The sequence below is a fragment of the Phenylobacterium sp. genome, assembly GCF_041691455.1.
Taxonomy (GTDB): domain Bacteria; phylum Pseudomonadota; class Alphaproteobacteria; order Caulobacterales; family Caulobacteraceae; genus Phenylobacterium.
Genome location: NZ_JBEPUO010000001.1, coordinates 522132 through 537727 on the forward strand (window position 1 = coordinate 522132; position 15596 = coordinate 537727).

The following is a 15596-nucleotide window of genomic DNA, read 5'->3' on the forward strand; positions in this document are numbered from 1 at the left end:
GGCGCCGAACACTGCCTGAAGTTGACAGCCCAGGCCGGATCGGCGGCTTGTGGCGATTCTGCGGGCCAGGAGCGTGGATGTGTCGGACGAGCCTACCGCGCCCGAGGCGGCGCAGACACTGCGTCTCCAGGCGGCGGTGGATTTCCGGGCGGTGTTCGACGCCTCGCCGCGTCCGCTGCTGCTGATCGCCGCCGACCCGCCCAAATACACCATGCTGGCGGTGAACGCGGCGCACGCCGCGGCCTTCGGGACGACGCCCGAGGCGCTGGAGGGCTGGGGCGTGCTCGAGGTCTTCCCGGCCGACGCGCCGCCGGCCGTCGCCGAGTTCGTCGAGGCGGTCCGCACCTCGCTGGGGGCGGTGATGGCGACCAAGGCTTCCGACAACATGGCGGTCCGCGCCTATCCGGTGCAGACCGAAGGCGGCGAGCCCGACGAGCGCTACTGGTCGGCGACCAACTCGCCGGTGATCGGCCCGGACGGCCAGGTGACCCACATCGTCAGCGCCGTGCAGGACGTGACCGGCGAGGTGCTGGAGCGCCGCAGCGAAGAGGCCCGCTCTCTGCTGATGCGCGAGGTCGACCACCGCGCCCGCAATGCGCTCACCGTCGTGCAGTCCTTCGTGCGCCTCACCACGGCGGCGAACCTCGAGGATTTCCGGCGGGTGGTGGACGGCCGCGTCGAGGCCCTGGCCCGCGCCCAGACCTCGCTCGCCGCGCGGCGGTGGGAAGGCGCCTCGTTGCGCGACGTGATCGAGGGCGCGCTCGCCTCCCTGTCGCAGCCGGGGAAGTACAGCCTCGCCGGGCCCCAGGTCCTGCTGCAGGCCGAGCATGTGCAGGCGATGAGCATGATCATCCACGAGCTGGCCACCAACGCCAGCAAGTACGGCGCGCTCTCCACCGATACCGGGGCTCTGACCATCGCCTGGGAGAAGACGCCGGCCGGCGGCCTCACCCTGAGCTGGTCGGAAGACGGCGGTCCCGCGGCGGCGGCGCCGGACCGCGAGGGCTTCGGCTCGCGGCTCATCTCGCAGCTGACCCGGCAGGTGGGCGGCGAGGTGGCCTACGACTGGCGGCCCGAGGGCCTGCGCGCCGAACTGACCCTGTCGCTGGAACTCTGACCGGGCGAGGCCTAGCCGCCCGCCAGGCGCGCCCGTATGCGCTGAAGCTGGGGCGGGTCGGCCCGGAACTGGCCGGCGCGTCCAAGCGCGGCGTTGCACGACGGGCAGCGCACCTCGTCCTCGTCCGCGAGCGCCGGGGCCACCTCGACGGCGGCGCCGCAGGGCTTGCACCGCCAGGCGAGCGGCGCGGCGGCCTTGGGGGCGAGCGCGGTCTTCAGGCGCAAGATGGGTCGGCGGGGCGGCTCGGTCATGGGTCCTGGGCGGTCATCGGCGACCGTGTGTTGACGGGGAGAGACGTCCTCGAGGACGCGCCTTCTTCTACATCACCCTTGTGGCGTCTTGCGCAAGGCCGCGCCGAGCGCGGTGAGCGCCAGCGCGGCGACGCCGAGGCCCAGAAGCACCGGTGTGGCGCGGACACGGCGGTCCCCGGCCACCTGGAACCGGTGGAAGAGTTCGCCGTCCGCGGCCCACCAGGCCCCGCTCGGCTTGTGGAAGCCGTGGCTGCGGAAGGCGCTGGCGGCGTCGCGGGCGAGGTCGGCGGCGTCCGATGCTGTGCGGTGGGTGGCGAGCGCCTGTTCCCTGGGCTTGGTCTTCTTGGGATCGTCGGTGACCAACCAGGTCTGGCGGATCACGCTGAAGACGCGGCCCAGCGGCGAGCCGTTGCGCGTCCGGGAGCGCGAACTGAGGAAGCGGTCGTGCAGCAAGGGGGTCGCCTGACGTTTCTGTGAAGCGGATTTTTGACGCGAGCCACAGTCTCGACGCACGAAGGGGCGATATTGGGGCCACGTGCGTTGGGGTCTGGTTGGGAGTTGTTGTCGTGAAGGCTTTCGTGGATCTGCAGGGCGCGTCCGGCGCCGTCTATCGGTTCCGGCTGGCCCCGGGCGGCGTGGTGAGCACGCCGATCGCCGGGAACTACGCCTATGTGCGGGAGGCCGCGGACGGCGTGGCGATCCTGTCGGTGGCCGCCACCAACGACCTGTCCAGCGCCATGACCGACTGGAAGCGCGCCGTCGCGAAGTACGGCGAGATGCACCTCTATACCCGCCTCAATGTCTCGGCCGCGGTCCGCGAAGCCGAGCAGCGCGACATCGCCGCCCACTATAAGCCGCGCCTGACCCAGCAGCGGTCGCCGGAGCGGGCGCCGCCTCGGCTCTAGCGGGCGGTCCCGACCCAGAGCTCCACATATTTGTGCGGGGAACTCGCCGACCCAGGATCGTCGGTGATGAGCATAAGGTTGAAGTCGGGCACCTTCAGGCCGCATCCCGCCACCAGGTTCCCGACGGTGCGGGCCATCGCTTCGTCGCCGGGCCAGAAGTACTTCACCTCGTCGTTCCGCGGACCGTGCGAGACCTGCTCCACGCCGCCCACGGACAGGCCGTTCCGGCTCAGGAGGTCCGCGCAGGCCGATCCGGCGGACGCCCCCTGCCTCAGGAATATCTGCACCACGCCGCGCGTCGCCGAGGGCGCGCCGGCGGCGTGACCGGCCAGGGCCTGCTTTTGCCCGACGCTCTTGGCGAGCGCGCTCCGGTAGGCCGACTCCGCGTCGTTGGCCTCGCGCTTCTTTTCGACGGCGTCGGAGAGCTGGGCGGCCACGACCTGGAATTTCTGCTGCTCCGCGGCCAGGGTCGCTCGCGCGGCCGTCTCGTCGCTCCGCGCGCGGTCCGCCGCCGCCCGGGCGTCGATCGTCTGGTTTTCGATCTCGAAGCGCTTTTGGAGCTGATCGTAGGTCAGGGTCCGCAGCTGCAGTCCAACCTGCAGGATGGCGGCGACCCCGCTCAAGGCGCCGACTACTGCCGCGTAGACGATATACTTCTGCAACGGCGGCGGGCGCCGAAGACTCTCGGTCTCGGCCTTCAGCTTGTCGATCTCGGCTGCGAGGCGTTGGGCTTCCAGGTCCTCGTTCATGCGCAGGATCCGCAGGCGTTTCGGGGGGACGCGAGTACCGCCCTGCGCGAGGCAGAGGCCCGGACTATGCCTCAAGTTGCGCGCGCCCGCGCCGCCTTTCCCAGGGCGGCTGTGGCCCGGGCGGCTAGGGACGCGCCTGCGCTGTGATAAAGACGTCTTTCCCCGGTTGGAGCGGCCCCATGCGACTGTTGCTGAACGTTCTGTGGTTTATCTTCGGCGGCTGGATTTCCGGCTCGCTGTGGCTGCTGGCAGGCGCGATCCTGGCGATCACTGTCGTGGGTCTGCCCTGGACGCCGGCCGCCTTCCGCATCGCCGGTTTCAGCTACTGGCCGTTCGGCAAGATCGTCGTCGACCGCGACGTCGGCGCGGCGAGCCTGGTGCTCAATATCCTGTGGCTGCTGCTCGCCGGCTGGTGGCTGGCGCTGCACCACATCGTGCTGGCCTGTGCGCTGGCGGTCACCATCATCGGACTGCCGTTCGCCTGGCAGCACGTGAAGCTGGCGATCCTCTCCCTGACCCCGGTCGGCAAGGCGGTGGTGGAGGTCTGAGGCGCGGCGGGTCCGCATGGCGGCCTTCGCGCCGAAGATTATGGGGCGGCTCGGCGGTCCGACGCCCCCTCTCGCGTTGACACTCCCGCTCGCGTGCGTATAAGTCCGCCGCTCTCGCCCGCGGGCCATCTCGCGGGCGCATTCCGTTTTGCACATACACTCTGAATTCGAAGGCTAGACCGATGTACGCGGTGATCAAAACCGGCGGCAAGCAGTACCGGGTTTCCCCCGGCGATCTGATGGTTGTCGAAAAGCTCGCGGGCGAGCCCGGCGCGAACGTCTCGTTCGGCGACGTGCTCATGGTGGGCGAAGGCGACGCCGTGGTGATCGGCGCCCCGACCGTGAAGGGCGCGTCCGTCTCGGCGACCCTGGTCGAAACCCGCAAGGGCGAGAAGGTCAAGATCTTCAAGAAGATCCGCCGCCAGGGCTATCGCCGCACCCGCGGCCACCGTCAGCACGAGACCGCGCTGCGCGTGGTCGGCATCACCGGCGCCGACGGCAAGGAAGTGAAGTGGGACGGCAAGGTCGACCTGACCACCAAGGGCGAGCTCGACGCGCGGGCCCGCGGCCTGGTGTTCGTGAGCCCGGAGGCCCAGCGTGAGGCCGCCGCGGCCGCCAAGGTGCAGACCTCCAAGGTCACGGCCGTGAAGCCGGCCAAGGCCGCCAAGCCCGCCGCCGCCAAGCCCGCCCCGAAGGCCGCTGAACCGGCCGCCAAGGCTGCTCCGGCGCCGAAGACGGAAGCCAAGCCGGCTCCGGCCGCCAAGGTTGTCGCGAAGGCCGCCCCCAAGGCTGGTGCGAAGCCGGCCGCCACGGCTGAGGCCAAGCCGGCCGCCAAGGCGAAGCCCGCCGCGAAGGCCGAGGCGGCTCCGAAGAAGGCGGCGCCTGCGAAGGCCACCGCCACCGAGAAGAAGGCTGCTGCGCCGAAGAAGGCCGCCGCCGCCCCGAAGAAGGACAAGTCGGCCAAGTAAGGCCGGCTCAGGTTTAGGAGAGCGCAATGGCTCACAAGAAATCAGGCGGCTCCTCGCGCAACGGGCGCGATTCCGCCGGTCAGCGCCTCGGCGTGAAGAAGTTCGGTGGCGAAGCGGTGCTCGCCGGCAACATCCTCGTGCGTCAGCGCGGCACCAAGTTCTGGCCGGGCGACAACGTGGGCCTTGGCCGGGACCACACCCTTTTCGCCACGGCGACTGGCGCCGTGAAGTTCATCACCAAGCGTGACGACCGAACCTACGTGAACGTCGTGCCGGCCCCGGCCGCCGCTGACCAGATGAACACCAAGACCAAGTAGCGAAACCGCCTTTCTCCGGTTTCGCCTACGGGCTGAACCGGACAGACGAACCCAAGCGGGGAGTCCGGACAGCCGGGCTCCCCGCTTTTCGTTTTGGGCCCCGACTCAGAGGGCCGGGAGGTAGAAAATGTGCGCGATTGAAGTGACACCCGTGGTCTCCACGGAACGGCTGGTCCTTCGGGGCCCGGTGGTGACCGACGCTCCGGCGATCGTCGCCCTGGCCTCCGACCTCAATGTGGCCGGGATGACCGGGCGCATCCCGCACCCCTATGACTCGGCCGACGCCGAGGCCTTCATCGCGCGCGCCCAGAAAACCGACTGGGACCGCGAGGCCTCGTGGGTGATCGAGCACCACGTCTTCGGCGTGGTGGGCGGGATCGGCCTGGTGGCCGGCGAGCGGCCGGAGCTGGGCTTCTGGCTCGGCCGGCCGTTCTGGAACCGGGGCTACGCCACCGAGGCGGTGCGCGGCGCCCTGAAGTGGGTGAAGCGCGACTGGCGCAAGCACGTCGTGGTCGCCGGCCACTTCGCCGACAACCCGGCGTCCGGCCAGGTGCTCTGCAAGGCCGGCTTCCTCTACACCGGCGATGTGGAGATCCGCCCCTCGGTCGCCCGCGCCCGGGACGACGTGCCCACGCGGATGATGGTGTGGCTGGCCTAGACTGAACGGGGCCCCGCGTGAGCGGGGTCTCTATCTTTTTGAACCACGGAAAACACGGAAATGGCACGGAAGGCAGCCTCACCAGCCCCCAGCGCGAAGCGCATTCTTTTCCGTGTTTTCCGTGTCTTCCGTGGTTCCCAAAGCCGCTTCGCGGCGATCTGTGCTAAGGCCCGCGCGTCATGAAGTTCCTCGACGAGTGCAAGATCTACATCCGCTCCGGCAACGGGGGCGGCGGGGCCGTGTCGTTCCGGCGGGAGAAGTACATCGAGTACGGCGGCCCGGACGGCGGCAACGGCGGCCGGGGCGGCGACGTCTGGATTGAGGCCGTCGAGGGCCTGAACACCCTGATCGACTTCCGCTACCACCAGCACTTCAAGGCCGAGACCGGCATCCACGGCATGGGCCGCAACCGTCACGGCGCGAACGGCGAGGACTCGGTGCTGCGCGTGCCGGTCGGCACCCAGGTGTTCGCCGAGGACAAGGAGACCTTGCTGCTCGACATGGACACCGCCGGCCAGCGAGTGCGTCTCTTGAAGGGCGGCAACGGCGGTTTCGGCAACACCCACTTCAAGGGCCCGGTGAACCAGGCGCCGCACTACGCCAACCCCGGCCAGGACGGCGAGGAGCAGTGGATCTGGCTGCGCCTGAAGCTGATCGCCGACGTGGGGCTGGTGGGCCTGCCCAACGCCGGCAAGTCGACCTTCCTGGCCGCCGCCAGCGCCGCCAAGCCGAAGATCGCCGACTATCCGTTCACGACGCTGGCCCCCAACCTCGGCATGGTCGACCTGTCGGTGGGCGAGCGGTTCATCCTGGCCGACATCCCGGGCCTGATCGAGGGCGCCTCCGAGGGCGCGGGCCTGGGCGTCCGGTTCCTGGGTCACGTCGAGCGCACGGCGACCCTGATCCACCTGGTCGACGGCACCCAGGACGACGTGGTGGAGGCCTGGCGCACGGTCCGCCACGAGCTGGAGAACTATGGCGAGGAGCTGGGCGACAAGACCGAGTTCCTGGTGCTCTCCAAGGTCGATGCGCTGGACAAGGAAACCCGCAAGGCCAAGGCCAAGGCGCTGGCCAAGGCCTCGGGCGCCAAGGTGCGCCAGGTCTCCGGCGTATCCGGCGAGGGCGTGACCGAGCTCCTGCGCGAGGCCTATGCGCTGGTCCGCGCCCGCAAGGGCGAGGAAGCCGCCGACGCGCTGGAGGCGAGCGGCCAGGCGCCAGAGGACTGGGCGCCGTGACCGAGCCCTCCTCGGCAAACTTGGCGGCGGCCAAGCGGATCGTCGTCAAGGTCGGCTCCGCCCTGCTGGTCGGTGCGGAGGGGGCGGATCGCCATTGGCTGGGGGCCTTCGCCGCCGATGTGGCCCGGCTGCGGGCGCGCGGCCAGCAGGTGCTGGTGGTCTCCTCCGGCGCCGTTGCGCTCGGCCGCCGGCGCCTCTCGCTGCCGAAGCGCGCGCTCACCTTGCCGGAGAAACAGGCCGCCGCCGCCGCCGGCCAGTCGGCCCTGATGCGCGCCTGGGAGGAGGCCCTGGAGCCGCACGGCATCCACGCCGCCCAGGTGCTGCTCACCCGCGACGACACCGAGGTCCGCCGCCGCTGGCTGAACGCCCGGGCGACCGTCGAGACCCTGCTGGCCCTGGGCGTCGTGCCGGTGGTCAACGAGAACGATACGGTGGTCACCGAAGAGATCCGGTACGGCGACAACGACCGACTGGCCGCCCGCGTGGCCCAGATGATCGGCGCCGACTTCCTGGTCCTGCTCTCCGACGTGGACGGGCTCTACACCGCCGACCCACGCCGCAATCCGGCCGCCGAACACCTGCCGCGGGTGGCGCGCCTGACGCCGCAGATCGAGGCCATGGCCGGCGGGGCCGACGCCTCCGCGGGCATGGGCACCGGCGGCATGGCCACCAAGCTCGCCGCCGCCCGGATCGCCAGCGCCGCGGGCTGCGCCACGGTCATCACGCTCGGCCATCGTCCCTCGCCGCTGCAGGCGGTGGAGGACGGTGAACGTTCGACGATCATCGAACCTTCCACGACGCCGGCCGCCGCCTACAAGGCCTGGATCGCGGGCTCGCTCGCGCCCGCCGGCGCCCTGGTGGTCGACGACGGCGCGGCCGAGGCCGTGCGGCGCGGCAAGAGCCTCTTGGCCGCCGGCGTCCGCCGCACCGAGGGCCGCTTCGACAAGGGCGATGCGGTGGTGATCCGCAACGAAGCCGGCCACGAGATCGCCCGCGGCCTGGTCCGCTACGAGGCCGAGGACGCGGAACGTATCTGTGGCCTGAAGAGCGAGGCGATAGAGGCGGCGCTCGGCTATACAAGCGGGCCATTGGTCCACGCCGACGACCTGGCGCTGGCCGCCCACGCCGGGGCCCAGGCCTGACTCCGAGCTATTTTCTCAGGTCCTCGATCCGATCCACGTCGAAAAGCACGCCGTCGTCGGGGCTCTCCACCAGGGCCAGGCGGTCGCCGAGCGCCTGCAGGACGCCGCGGGCGCCGGCGTCGCCGGTGAGCGACAGGAGTTGCGGGAAGAGCTCTCGGCTGAGCAGCACCGGGTTGCCGCGGCGGCCCTGGAACACCGGGGCGGCGGCGAGCGCGCCGGCGTTGACGGCGTCGGCCATGGGCTGCAGCACGGCGTGCGGCGCGCGCGGCATGTCACCCAGGAAGACGAAGGCGCCGGCGGCGTCGGCGGGCAGGCTGGCGATACCGGTGCGGAGCGAGGCCCCCATGCCCTCGGCGTGGTCGGCGGCGTGGACGATGACCGCACGCGCGTCGAAGTCGCGGGCGGCGGCCGCCACGGCCTTGGCGTCCGCGCCGATCACCACGGTCACGCTGCGTACGGGCGCGGCGAAGGCCGCGGCGAGCGCGCCCTCCAGCAGGACGCCCGCGTCCCAGGCGGCTGTCAGCTTGCCGCCGCCGAACCGCGAGCCCGAACCCGCGGCCAGCACGACGGCTTCGAAGGCCTGGATCGGGTTCCCCCCTGTCGCCAAGGCCGCTTCCTCTCTATGTTTGCAGGCCTATGACGCCCTATGACGCCTCTTCGCCGCAAGGCCAAAGCACGCCCGCAGGCGCGTTGACCGACAGCTTCGGGCGCACGGTGACCTATCTGCGCGTCTCGGTCACCGACCGCTGCGACCTGCGCTGCGTCTATTGCATGAGCGAGCACATGGTCTTCCTGCCGAAGGCTGAGGTGCTGACGCTGGAGGAGCTCGACCGCGTCGCCAGCGCCTTCGTGGGCCTGGGGACCCGCAAGCTGCGGATCACCGGCGGCGAGCCCCTGGTGCGCAAGGGCGTGATGGGTCTCTTCCGGAGCCTGGGCCGGCACCTGAAATCGGGCGCGCTCGACGAGATCACCCTGACCACCAACGGCACCCAGCTCGCCCAGTTCGCCGGCGAGCTCGCCGAAGCCGGCGTGCGGCGGATCAACGTCTCGCTCGACACCCTGAAGCCGGACCTCTTCCGGACCCTGACCCGCGGCGGCGACCTCGCCAAGGTGGTGGCTGGGATCGACGCGGCCCAGGCGGCCGGCTTGAAGGTCAAGATCAACGCCGTGGCGCTGAAGGATGACAACGCCGCCGAGCTGCCCGACCTGATCCGTTGGGCGCATGGGCGGGGCGCGGACGTGACCCTGATCGAGACCATGCCGATGGGCGAGGTCGAGGCCGACCGCACCGACCAATACCTCTCGCTGACCGCGCTCCGGTCCGAGCTGGAAAGCTTCTGGACGCTCAGCGACCTGGCCGTCACCACCGGCGGCCCGGCCCGCTATGTCGAGGTGGCCGAGACCGGCGGGCGGCTCGGCTTCATCACCCCGCTCAGCCACAATTTCTGCGAGGCCTGCAACCGGGTGCGGCTGACCTGCACCGGCACCCTGCATACCTGCCTGGGCCAGGAGGACGCGGCCGACCTGCGCGCGGTGATCCGCGGCGGCGCCTCGGACGCCGGCCTGGTGGAGGCCATCCGCAACGCCGTCGACGCCAAGCCCAAGGGCCACGACTTCCACATCGCCCGCGCCTCGCCCCCGGCCGTGGCCCGGCACATGTCGACCACGGGAGGCTAGGCCGTGGCCCGCGTCCTGCTGTTCGGGCGCCTGAGCGACGTGGCCGGCTGGCGCGACCGGCAGGTCGAAAGCCCGTTCCTGTCCGCCCTGCGCGCCAAGCTGGCCGCCGAGGACGCAGGGCTCGGCGAGGCCCTGGCCGGGCCCGGCGTGCAGGTGGCGCTGGACCAGGTCATCGTCCGGGGCGACGCGCCCCTCAACGCGGCGACCGAGGTCGCCTTCCTGCCTCCGATGAGCGGCGGATGATCCGGCTGACCTTCGACCCCTTCGATCCAGGCGCGCTGCTGAGCGCGTTCAGCAAAGGGCGCGGCGAGGTGGGGGCGATCGCCAGCTTCACCGGCCTCGCCCGCGCCGACGCCGGCGCGACGACCTTGCTGGAGCTCGAGGCCTATCCCGGCTTCACCGAGGCGCGGATCGAGGAGATCGCCGCCCGCGCCCGCGTGCGTTTCGAGCTCATCGACCTGATGGTCCTGCACCGGGTCGGCCAGATCCCGGCCGGCGATCCGATCGTCTTCGTCGCCACCGCCGCGCGCCATCGTCGGGCGGCCTTCGAGGCCTGCGACTTCCTGATGGACTACTTGAAGTCCAAGGCGCCCTTCTGGAAGAAGGAGCACGGCCCGGACGGCGCCCGCTGGGTCGAGCCCCGGCCTGAGGACCACGCCGACCTGGCGCGCTGGGAAAAGGAGACCTCCGCATGAACCCCCTGACCCCCGGCGGCCGCGTCGACGAGAAACAGGCCCTCAAGCCGGTCCGCATCGCGGTCCTGACCATTTCCGACACCCGCGACGAGGAGAGCGACACCTCCGGCCATGTGCTGGCCGAGCGGGTGAAGGCCGCGGGCCACGAACTCGCCGACAAGGCCATCGTCAAGGACTCGGTCGTGGAGATCCGCGAGAAGATCGAGGCCTGGGTGGCCTCGGGGTTCGTCGAGGCGATCATCACCACCGGCGGCACCGGCATCACCGGCCGCGACGTGACGCCGGAAGCGGTCGAGCCGTTGTTCGACAAGAAGATCGACGGCTTCTCGGTGATCTTCCATCTGGTCAGCTATCAGACGGTGGGGCTGTCGACCCTGCAGAGCCGCGCGACGGCCGGGATCGTCAAGGGCGTCTTCGTCTTCTGCCTGCCGGGCTCCAACGGGGCGGTGAAGGACGGCTGGGACAAGGTGATCGCCGCCCAGCTCGACAGCCGCCACGGCCCCTGCAACATGGTCGAGCTGATGCCGAGGCTCCTGGAGACGTGAGCAAGCTCACCCACCTCGACGAGACCGGCCGCGCGCGGATGGTCGACGTCTCGGACAAGGCCGCCACCGCCCGCGAGGCCGTGGCCGAGGGCTTCCTGCGAATGTCGCCGGCGACGCTCGCTTTGGCGCTCTCCGGCGAGGGCCAGAAGGGCGACGTCCGCGCGGTGGCCGAAATCGCCGGCGTCATGGCCGCGAAGCAAACTTCCAGCCTGATCCCGATGTGCCATCCCCTGGCGCTGTCGAAGGTCGAGGTGCGGGTCGAACCGGGCGACGGGGGTCTCGCCGTCACCGCGCGGGTCAAGACCACGGGTCCGACCGGCGTCGAGATGGAGGCCCTGACCGCGGTGTCGGTCGCCTGTCTGACCCTCTACGACATGCTGAAGGCCGCCGAGAAGGGCATGGTCATCGAGGCCGTGCGGCTAGTCTCCAAGACCGGCGGCAAGAGCGGAGACTGGGCGGCGTGAAGCTGCTGGCGGTTGACGACGCCCGCGCGCGCATGCTGGCGGAGATCGCCGCCCTGCCGGTTGAGCAGGCGCCGCTCGGCCAATCCATCGGGCGGGTGCTGGCCGAGGACGTCGCCGCCGTCCGCGACCAGCCGCCGTTCGCGGCCTCGGCCATGGACGGCTGGGCGGTGCGGGCCGCCGACGGGCCGGGCGCGCTGAAGATCGTCGGCGAGAGCGCGGCGGGCCACGGCTATGAGGGGCGGGTGGGTGCGGGCGAGGCGGTGCGCATCTTCACCGGCGCCGCCGTGCCGGAAGGCTGCGACGCCATCGTCATCCAGGAGGACGCCGAGCGGCAGGGCGACGCCGTGCGGGTCCCGGCGGTCGAGGCGGGCCATTTCGTGCGGCCGGCGGGCGGCGACTTCAAGGCCGGCGCGGTTCTGCTGGAGCGGGGCGTCCGGATCGATCCCTGGCGGCTGTCGCTGGCCGCGTCGGCCGGCCGCGCCACGGTCGCCGTCCATGCCCGCCCGCGCGTGGCCCTGCTCTCCACCGGCGAGGAAATCGTCGAGGCCCCGGCCACGCCCGGACCCTTCCAGATCTACGATTCGGGCGTCCCGGCGCTCGCTGCGATGATCGAGGGCTGGGGCGCGACGGTGATCCGCGCCAAGCCGGTGCGCGACGAGCTGGAGGCGGTGATCGCCGCGCTCACGGACGCCGACGCCGATCTGGTGGTGACGGTGGGCGGGGCGTCGGTGGGCGATCACGACCTGGTGCGCGCCGCCGCCCAGGCGCTCGGCCTTTCGCTGCGGGTGGAGAGCGTCAATGTGCGGCCGGGCAAACCGACCTTCTTCGGGGTGCTGGGCGACGGGCGGCGGCTGTTGGGCCTGCCGGGCAACCCGGCCTCGGCCTTCGTCTGCGCCGAGATGTTCCTGAAGCCCATCCTCAGCGCCTACCAGGGCGCGGCGACCGATCCTGTGACGATCACCGCGCGCCTGGCCCACGACCTGCCGGCCAACGGTTCCCGCGAGCACTGGATGCGGGCGAAGCTGGCCTATGCTGACGGCGGGGTGACCGTGACGCCCTACCGCGATCAGGACTCCTCGCTGGTCAGCGTCTTTGCGGCCTCCGACGCGCTGCTGCGAAGGCTGGCGGGGGCCGAGGCCGCGCCGGCGGGGACCGTGGTCGAGGCGCTGCCGCTGTCGCGCGCATAGCGCAGGGCCATGATCTCGCCGATCACCGACACGGCGACCTCCCAGGGGGCCTTTCCGCCGATGTCGAGCCCGATGGGGGCGCGGAGCTTGCCGAAGGCCGCCTCCGGCGCGCCCTCGGCGCGGAGCGGCGCCAGGCGGTCGGCGATCCGGCGGCGCGCGCCCAGGAGGCCCACATAGCCCGCCCTCGACGGCAAGGCGGCGCGCAACGCTGTGCGGTCGGTCTCCAGGTCGTGCGTGGCGATGGCGATGGCGGTCCATTCGTCGACGCCGATCGCGGCGAAGGCGGCCTCCGGCTCGGCGCGGCTGTAGCCGACGCCCGCGATCGGCGGCCCGGCGATCGGGCCCTTGGGCCGCACCAGCGTGGTCTCGAACTCCGACAGGGCGCCCAGTTGGGCGATGGCCAGCGCCGTGGGGTCGCCGCCCACCACGATCAGCCGCGGCGCCGGCTGGTGATGGCGCAGAACCTGGACCTCCATCCAGGGCGAGACGTCGGCGGCGCATTCCCGCGCCCGGCCGTCGCTGACCCAGACGACGGGGCGGCGCTCGGCCTGGGCGGAGAGCAGCTCGGCCAGGGCCGGGTCGTCCGGCGCGACCCGTTCGAGGAAGATCTCGATCCGGGCCCCGCAGAGCAGCTGGATGTCCGGCCAGGGACTGCCTTCGCCATAGACCAGCGTCCGCGGCTCGCCGTCGGCCAGGCAGGCGAAGGCGTGGTCCGCGACGTCGGACTCCACGCAGCCGCCGGAGAAGTAGCCGGCGGTGACGCCGGGGGCGAAGACCATCTGGGTTCCGACCGGCCGCGGACCGCCGCCTTCCACCGCGATCAGGGTCGCCAGCGTGCAGGCTTCCCCCGCCTGGCTGACCTGTCGCAGGGTGGGCCGGACGTCGCCCGTCATGCCGAACAGAGGCCACTCGGGGAGGGGGTCGCGGACGCTCAAGTTTTAACCCCCTGGAAAGGTCCTGGATACGGCTTCTTAGGCATCATAGGCCCAAGATGGCGTCTCGTAGGAACTGCTCAAGTCGCCACCGCAGACATGACGTCACCGATCAACAAGCTGGGCCTCGGGTCCGGGCAGTTCGGCCTCGATCAGCAGGCCGGGGCCCGCGGCCGTCCGCGCGACGCCGAAGCCCGCGAGATACTGGCGATCGCGGCGCGCTCCGGCCTGACGTTCCTGGAAGTCGGCCGTCATCCGAGTTCCGCCGAGATCACCCTGGGCCAGGTGCTGCCCAAGCCGCAGCCCTTCCGCCTGACCGTCACCACCGTGCGCCCCGACCGGGGCCCAGACCTGGTGGAGACCGAAATCCGTGCGCAGCTCGCCCGCCTCGGGGTCTCCCAGGTCGACGCGATCCTGGCGCCCTCCGCCACCGACCTCTTCAGCGCCCAGGGCCCCGAGATGTGGGAACGCCTGCGCAAGCTGAAGGACGAGGGGCTCTGCAAGAAGATCGGCGTCTCGGTCTACGCCTCCGACGACCCGGTGGGCCTGGCGCGCCGGTTCAAGCCGGACGTGGTGCAGGCCCCGGCCTCGCTGCTCGACCAGCGGATGCTGATCGACGGCACCCTGGCCGAGCTTGCCGGCATGGATATCGAGGTGCACCTGCGCTCGATCTTCCTGAACGGCCTGCTGTTCCTGCCGCCCGACCGGGCGCCGAACCATCTGAAGGCCGCCGCCGGCCGCATCAGCCGCGCTCGCAGGTTGATCGCCGAGGGCCGGTCTGACCCGCTGCAGGCCGCGCTGGGCTTCGCGCTGTCGCGCCCGGAGGCCTCCGCCGTTCTGGTGGGCGTGGCCTCGGCCGCCGAGATGTCCGCCGTTATCGCCGCCGGCATGAGCCCGCCGCCGGACCTCGACTGGGACGAGATGGCGCTCGACGATCCCGTGGCGCTCGATCCCCGCGCCTGGGCCGCGGCTTAAGCTCAGTTCTTCGCCCTGAACGGCTCGTCGAGGCTGGGCTGCGGCTCGGTGAACCAGGCGGCGCCGGTTTCCGTCACATAGAAATGATCCTCCAGCCGCACGCCGAAGGCGTCGGGCAGGACGATCATCGGCTCGTTGGAAAAGCACATGCCGGGCTGCAGCGGGGTCTTGTCGCCGCGCACCAGATAGGGCGCCTCGTGGATCGAGAGCCCGATGCCGTGGCCGGTGCGGTGCGGCAGGCCGGGCAGGGCGTAGTCGGGGCCGAAGCCGGCCGACTCCAGGACCCGCCGGGCGACGGCGTCGATCTCCTCGCAGGGCACGCCCGGCTTCACAGCCGCGAAAGCCGCGGCCTGGGCGCGCTTCTCGACGTCCCAGACGCGGCGCTGCTCGGCGCTCGGCTCGCCGAAGACATAGGTCCGCGTGATGTCGGAGTTGTAGCCCTGCACCCGGCAGCCGGTGTCGATCAGCACGATGTCGCCCCTGGCCAGCTTCTGCTCGCCGGGCAGGCCGTGCGGATAGGCGCTGGCGAGCCCGAACTGCACCGCGCAGAAGGATGAGCCGTCGTCGGCGCCCAGCGCCCGGTGCGCCTGGTCGATGAAGCGGCGCACGGCCGTGGTGGTGATCCCGGCCGCCAGCATCCGCGCGGCCCGGCGGTGGACCTCCAGCGTCATGGCCTTGGCCTGGCTCATCAGGGCGAGCTCGGCCGGCGACTTGATCATCCGGCAGCCATCGACGATCGGCGCGCCGTCGAGGGGAGCCACGCCGGGGGCGGCCTTGCGCAGGCCATGGAAGGCGAAGAAGGGCAGGGCCGGGTCGACGGCGAGTGTCTTGGCGCCCGCGGCCTCCAGGACGCCGGCGACGAGGGCGTAAGGATTCTCGTGTTCTTCCCAGAGCGCGATCGGGGCGTCGACACCCAGCGAGGCCTCCAGCGACCCCAGTTCGAACCGGGGGCAGATCATCGTCGGGCCGCCCTCGCGGGGCAGGACCATCGCCACCAGCCGCTCGGTGGCGTTCCAGCCGACGCCGGTGAAGTAGCGCAGCGACGCCCCCGCCCCAATGATCAGGGCCTCGGCGCCGAGCTCGGCCATCAGGGCCTGGGCGTGGCGGAGCCGGTCGCCGCGCTCGGCGGCGGTGATCGCCGGCGCCGGATCGGGCCAGGGCTTGAGCGCCGCCAGTTCCGTCTCCGCCGTCGATCCGCCGATGCCGCTGCTCATACGTCTGTTCCTCTGCT

General features: G+C 71.4%; 19 protein-coding genes and 2 pseudogenes. 15 read left to right on the top strand and 6 right to left on the bottom strand.

From position 1 onward, the window contains the following. Positions 1–79 precede the first annotated feature (79 nt). Entirely contained in the window at positions 80–1117 is a 1038-nt protein-coding gene (locus ACESMY_RS02755; protein ID WP_372781922.1) for an HWE histidine kinase domain-containing protein, read from the top strand. 11 nt (positions 1118–1128) lie between these two features. On the opposite strand, the gene ACESMY_RS02760 is transcribed toward ACESMY_RS02755, so the two are convergent. Continuing rightward, positions 1129–1368, bottom strand: coding sequence for a hypothetical protein (locus tag ACESMY_RS02760; RefSeq protein WP_372781924.1), 240 nt, complete (start codon positions 1366–1368; stop codon positions 1129–1131). A gap of 72 nt (positions 1369–1440) precedes the next feature. Continuing rightward, positions 1441–1821 carry a hypothetical protein gene (locus ACESMY_RS02765; RefSeq protein WP_372781925.1) on the bottom strand — a complete coding sequence of 127 codons (381 nt, stop codon included), beginning with the start codon at positions 1819–1821 and terminating at the stop codon, positions 1441–1443. A gap of 113 nt (positions 1822–1934) precedes the next feature. Here ACESMY_RS02765 and ACESMY_RS02770 point away from each other — a divergent pair, with 113 nt between their 5' ends. After that, entirely contained in the window at positions 1935–2273 is a 339-nt protein-coding gene (locus tag ACESMY_RS02770; protein ID WP_372781927.1) for a hypothetical protein, read from the top strand. On the opposite strand, the gene ACESMY_RS02775 is transcribed toward ACESMY_RS02770, so the two are convergent. Continuing rightward, positions 2270–3022 carry a hypothetical protein gene (locus ACESMY_RS02775; protein ID WP_372781929.1) on the bottom strand — a complete coding sequence of 251 codons (753 nt, stop codon included), beginning with the start codon at positions 3020–3022 and terminating at the stop codon, positions 2270–2272. The genes ACESMY_RS02770 and ACESMY_RS02775 overlap by 4 nt on opposite strands. Positions 3023–3201: 179 nt before the next feature. Between ACESMY_RS02775 and ACESMY_RS02780 the strand changes: the two genes are divergently transcribed. The 6 genes and pseudogenes from ACESMY_RS02780 to proB all read left to right on the top strand — a co-directional run bounded on the left by ACESMY_RS02780 (position 3202) and on the right by proB (position 7890). Next, entirely contained in the window at positions 3202–3570 is a 369-nt protein-coding gene (locus ACESMY_RS02780) for a YccF domain-containing protein (RefSeq protein ID WP_372781931.1), read from the top strand. Positions 3571–3752: 182 nt separating this feature from the next. After that, positions 3753–4310, top strand: a pseudogene (gene rplU / locus ACESMY_RS02785) (50S ribosomal protein L21); the annotation flags it as partial. 254 nt (positions 4311–4564) lie between these two features. Next, positions 4565–4855: a 50S ribosomal protein L27 gene (gene rpmA / locus ACESMY_RS02790; protein WP_372781933.1), complete on the top strand. Its 291-nt coding sequence runs from the start codon at positions 4565–4567 to the stop codon at positions 4853–4855. Between the two features lie 127 nt (positions 4856–4982). Beyond that, positions 4983–5513 (top strand): GNAT family N-acetyltransferase, encoded by a 531-nt coding sequence (locus ACESMY_RS02795; RefSeq protein WP_372781935.1) that lies wholly within the window; start codon positions 4983–4985, stop codon positions 5511–5513. 179 nt (positions 5514–5692) lie between these two features. Beyond that, positions 5693–6748, top strand: coding sequence for a GTPase ObgE (gene obgE / locus ACESMY_RS02800; RefSeq protein WP_372781937.1), 1056 nt, complete (start codon positions 5693–5695; stop codon positions 6746–6748). Then, entirely contained in the window at positions 6745–7890 is a 1146-nt protein-coding gene (gene proB, locus ACESMY_RS02805; RefSeq protein WP_372781939.1) for a glutamate 5-kinase, read from the top strand. The genes obgE and proB overlap by 4 nt, the downstream gene beginning before the upstream one ends. A gap of 7 nt (positions 7891–7897) precedes the next feature. Here the strand turns inward: proB and ACESMY_RS02810 are convergent, their stop codons facing one another. After that, positions 7898–8497, bottom strand: coding sequence for an NTP transferase domain-containing protein (locus ACESMY_RS02810; protein ID WP_372781941.1), 600 nt, complete (start codon positions 8495–8497; stop codon positions 7898–7900). A 29-nt stretch (positions 8498–8526) separates the two neighbouring features. On the opposite strand from ACESMY_RS02810, the gene moaA reads away from it, so the two are divergent. The 6 genes from moaA to glp are packed head-to-tail and all read left to right on the top strand — an operon-like array spanning position 8527 to position 12458. Beyond that, entirely contained in the window at positions 8527–9567 is a 1041-nt protein-coding gene (gene moaA / locus ACESMY_RS02815) for a GTP 3',8-cyclase MoaA (RefSeq protein WP_372781943.1), read from the top strand. A 3-nt stretch (positions 9568–9570) separates the two neighbouring features. After that, positions 9571–9810 (top strand): MoaD/ThiS family protein, encoded by a 240-nt coding sequence (locus ACESMY_RS02820; protein WP_372781945.1) that lies wholly within the window; start codon positions 9571–9573, stop codon positions 9808–9810. Then, complete coding sequence (locus tag ACESMY_RS02825; RefSeq protein ID WP_372781947.1) at positions 9807–10262, top strand: molybdenum cofactor biosynthesis protein MoaE; 456 nt, start codon at positions 9807–9809, stop codon at positions 10260–10262. Before ACESMY_RS02820 ends, ACESMY_RS02825 begins: the two co-directional genes overlap by 4 nt. After that, entirely contained in the window at positions 10259–10807 is a 549-nt protein-coding gene (gene moaB / locus ACESMY_RS02830) for a molybdenum cofactor biosynthesis protein B (protein ID WP_372781949.1), read from the top strand. The genes ACESMY_RS02825 and moaB overlap by 4 nt, the downstream gene beginning before the upstream one ends. Next, positions 10804–11271, top strand: a complete 468-nt coding sequence (gene moaC / locus ACESMY_RS02835) for a cyclic pyranopterin monophosphate synthase MoaC (protein ID WP_372781951.1) — start codon at positions 10804–10806, stop codon at positions 11269–11271. The genes moaB and moaC overlap by 4 nt, the downstream gene beginning before the upstream one ends. After that, positions 11268–12458: a gephyrin-like molybdotransferase Glp gene (gene glp, locus ACESMY_RS02840; RefSeq protein WP_372781953.1), complete on the top strand. Its 1191-nt coding sequence runs from the start codon at positions 11268–11270 to the stop codon at positions 12456–12458. The genes moaC and glp overlap by 4 nt, the downstream gene beginning before the upstream one ends. 23 nt (positions 12459–12481) lie before the next feature. Here the strand turns inward: glp and ACESMY_RS02845 are convergent. Beyond that, a pseudogene (locus ACESMY_RS02845) lies at positions 12482–13351 on the bottom strand (XdhC family protein); the annotation flags it as partial. Between the two features lie 138 nt (positions 13352–13489). Here ACESMY_RS02845 and ACESMY_RS02850 point away from each other — a divergent pair. Further along, a complete protein-coding gene (locus ACESMY_RS02850; RefSeq protein ID WP_372781955.1) occupies positions 13490–14365 on the top strand; it encodes a bifunctional regulator KidO in 876 nt (291 codons plus the stop codon). A 2-nt stretch (positions 14366–14367) separates the two neighbouring features. Here the strand turns inward: ACESMY_RS02850 and ACESMY_RS02855 are convergent, their stop codons facing one another. After that, complete coding sequence (locus tag ACESMY_RS02855; RefSeq protein WP_372781957.1) at positions 14368–15579, bottom strand: M24 family metallopeptidase; 1212 nt, start codon at positions 15577–15579, stop codon at positions 14368–14370. Positions 15580–15596 lie beyond the last annotated feature (17 nt).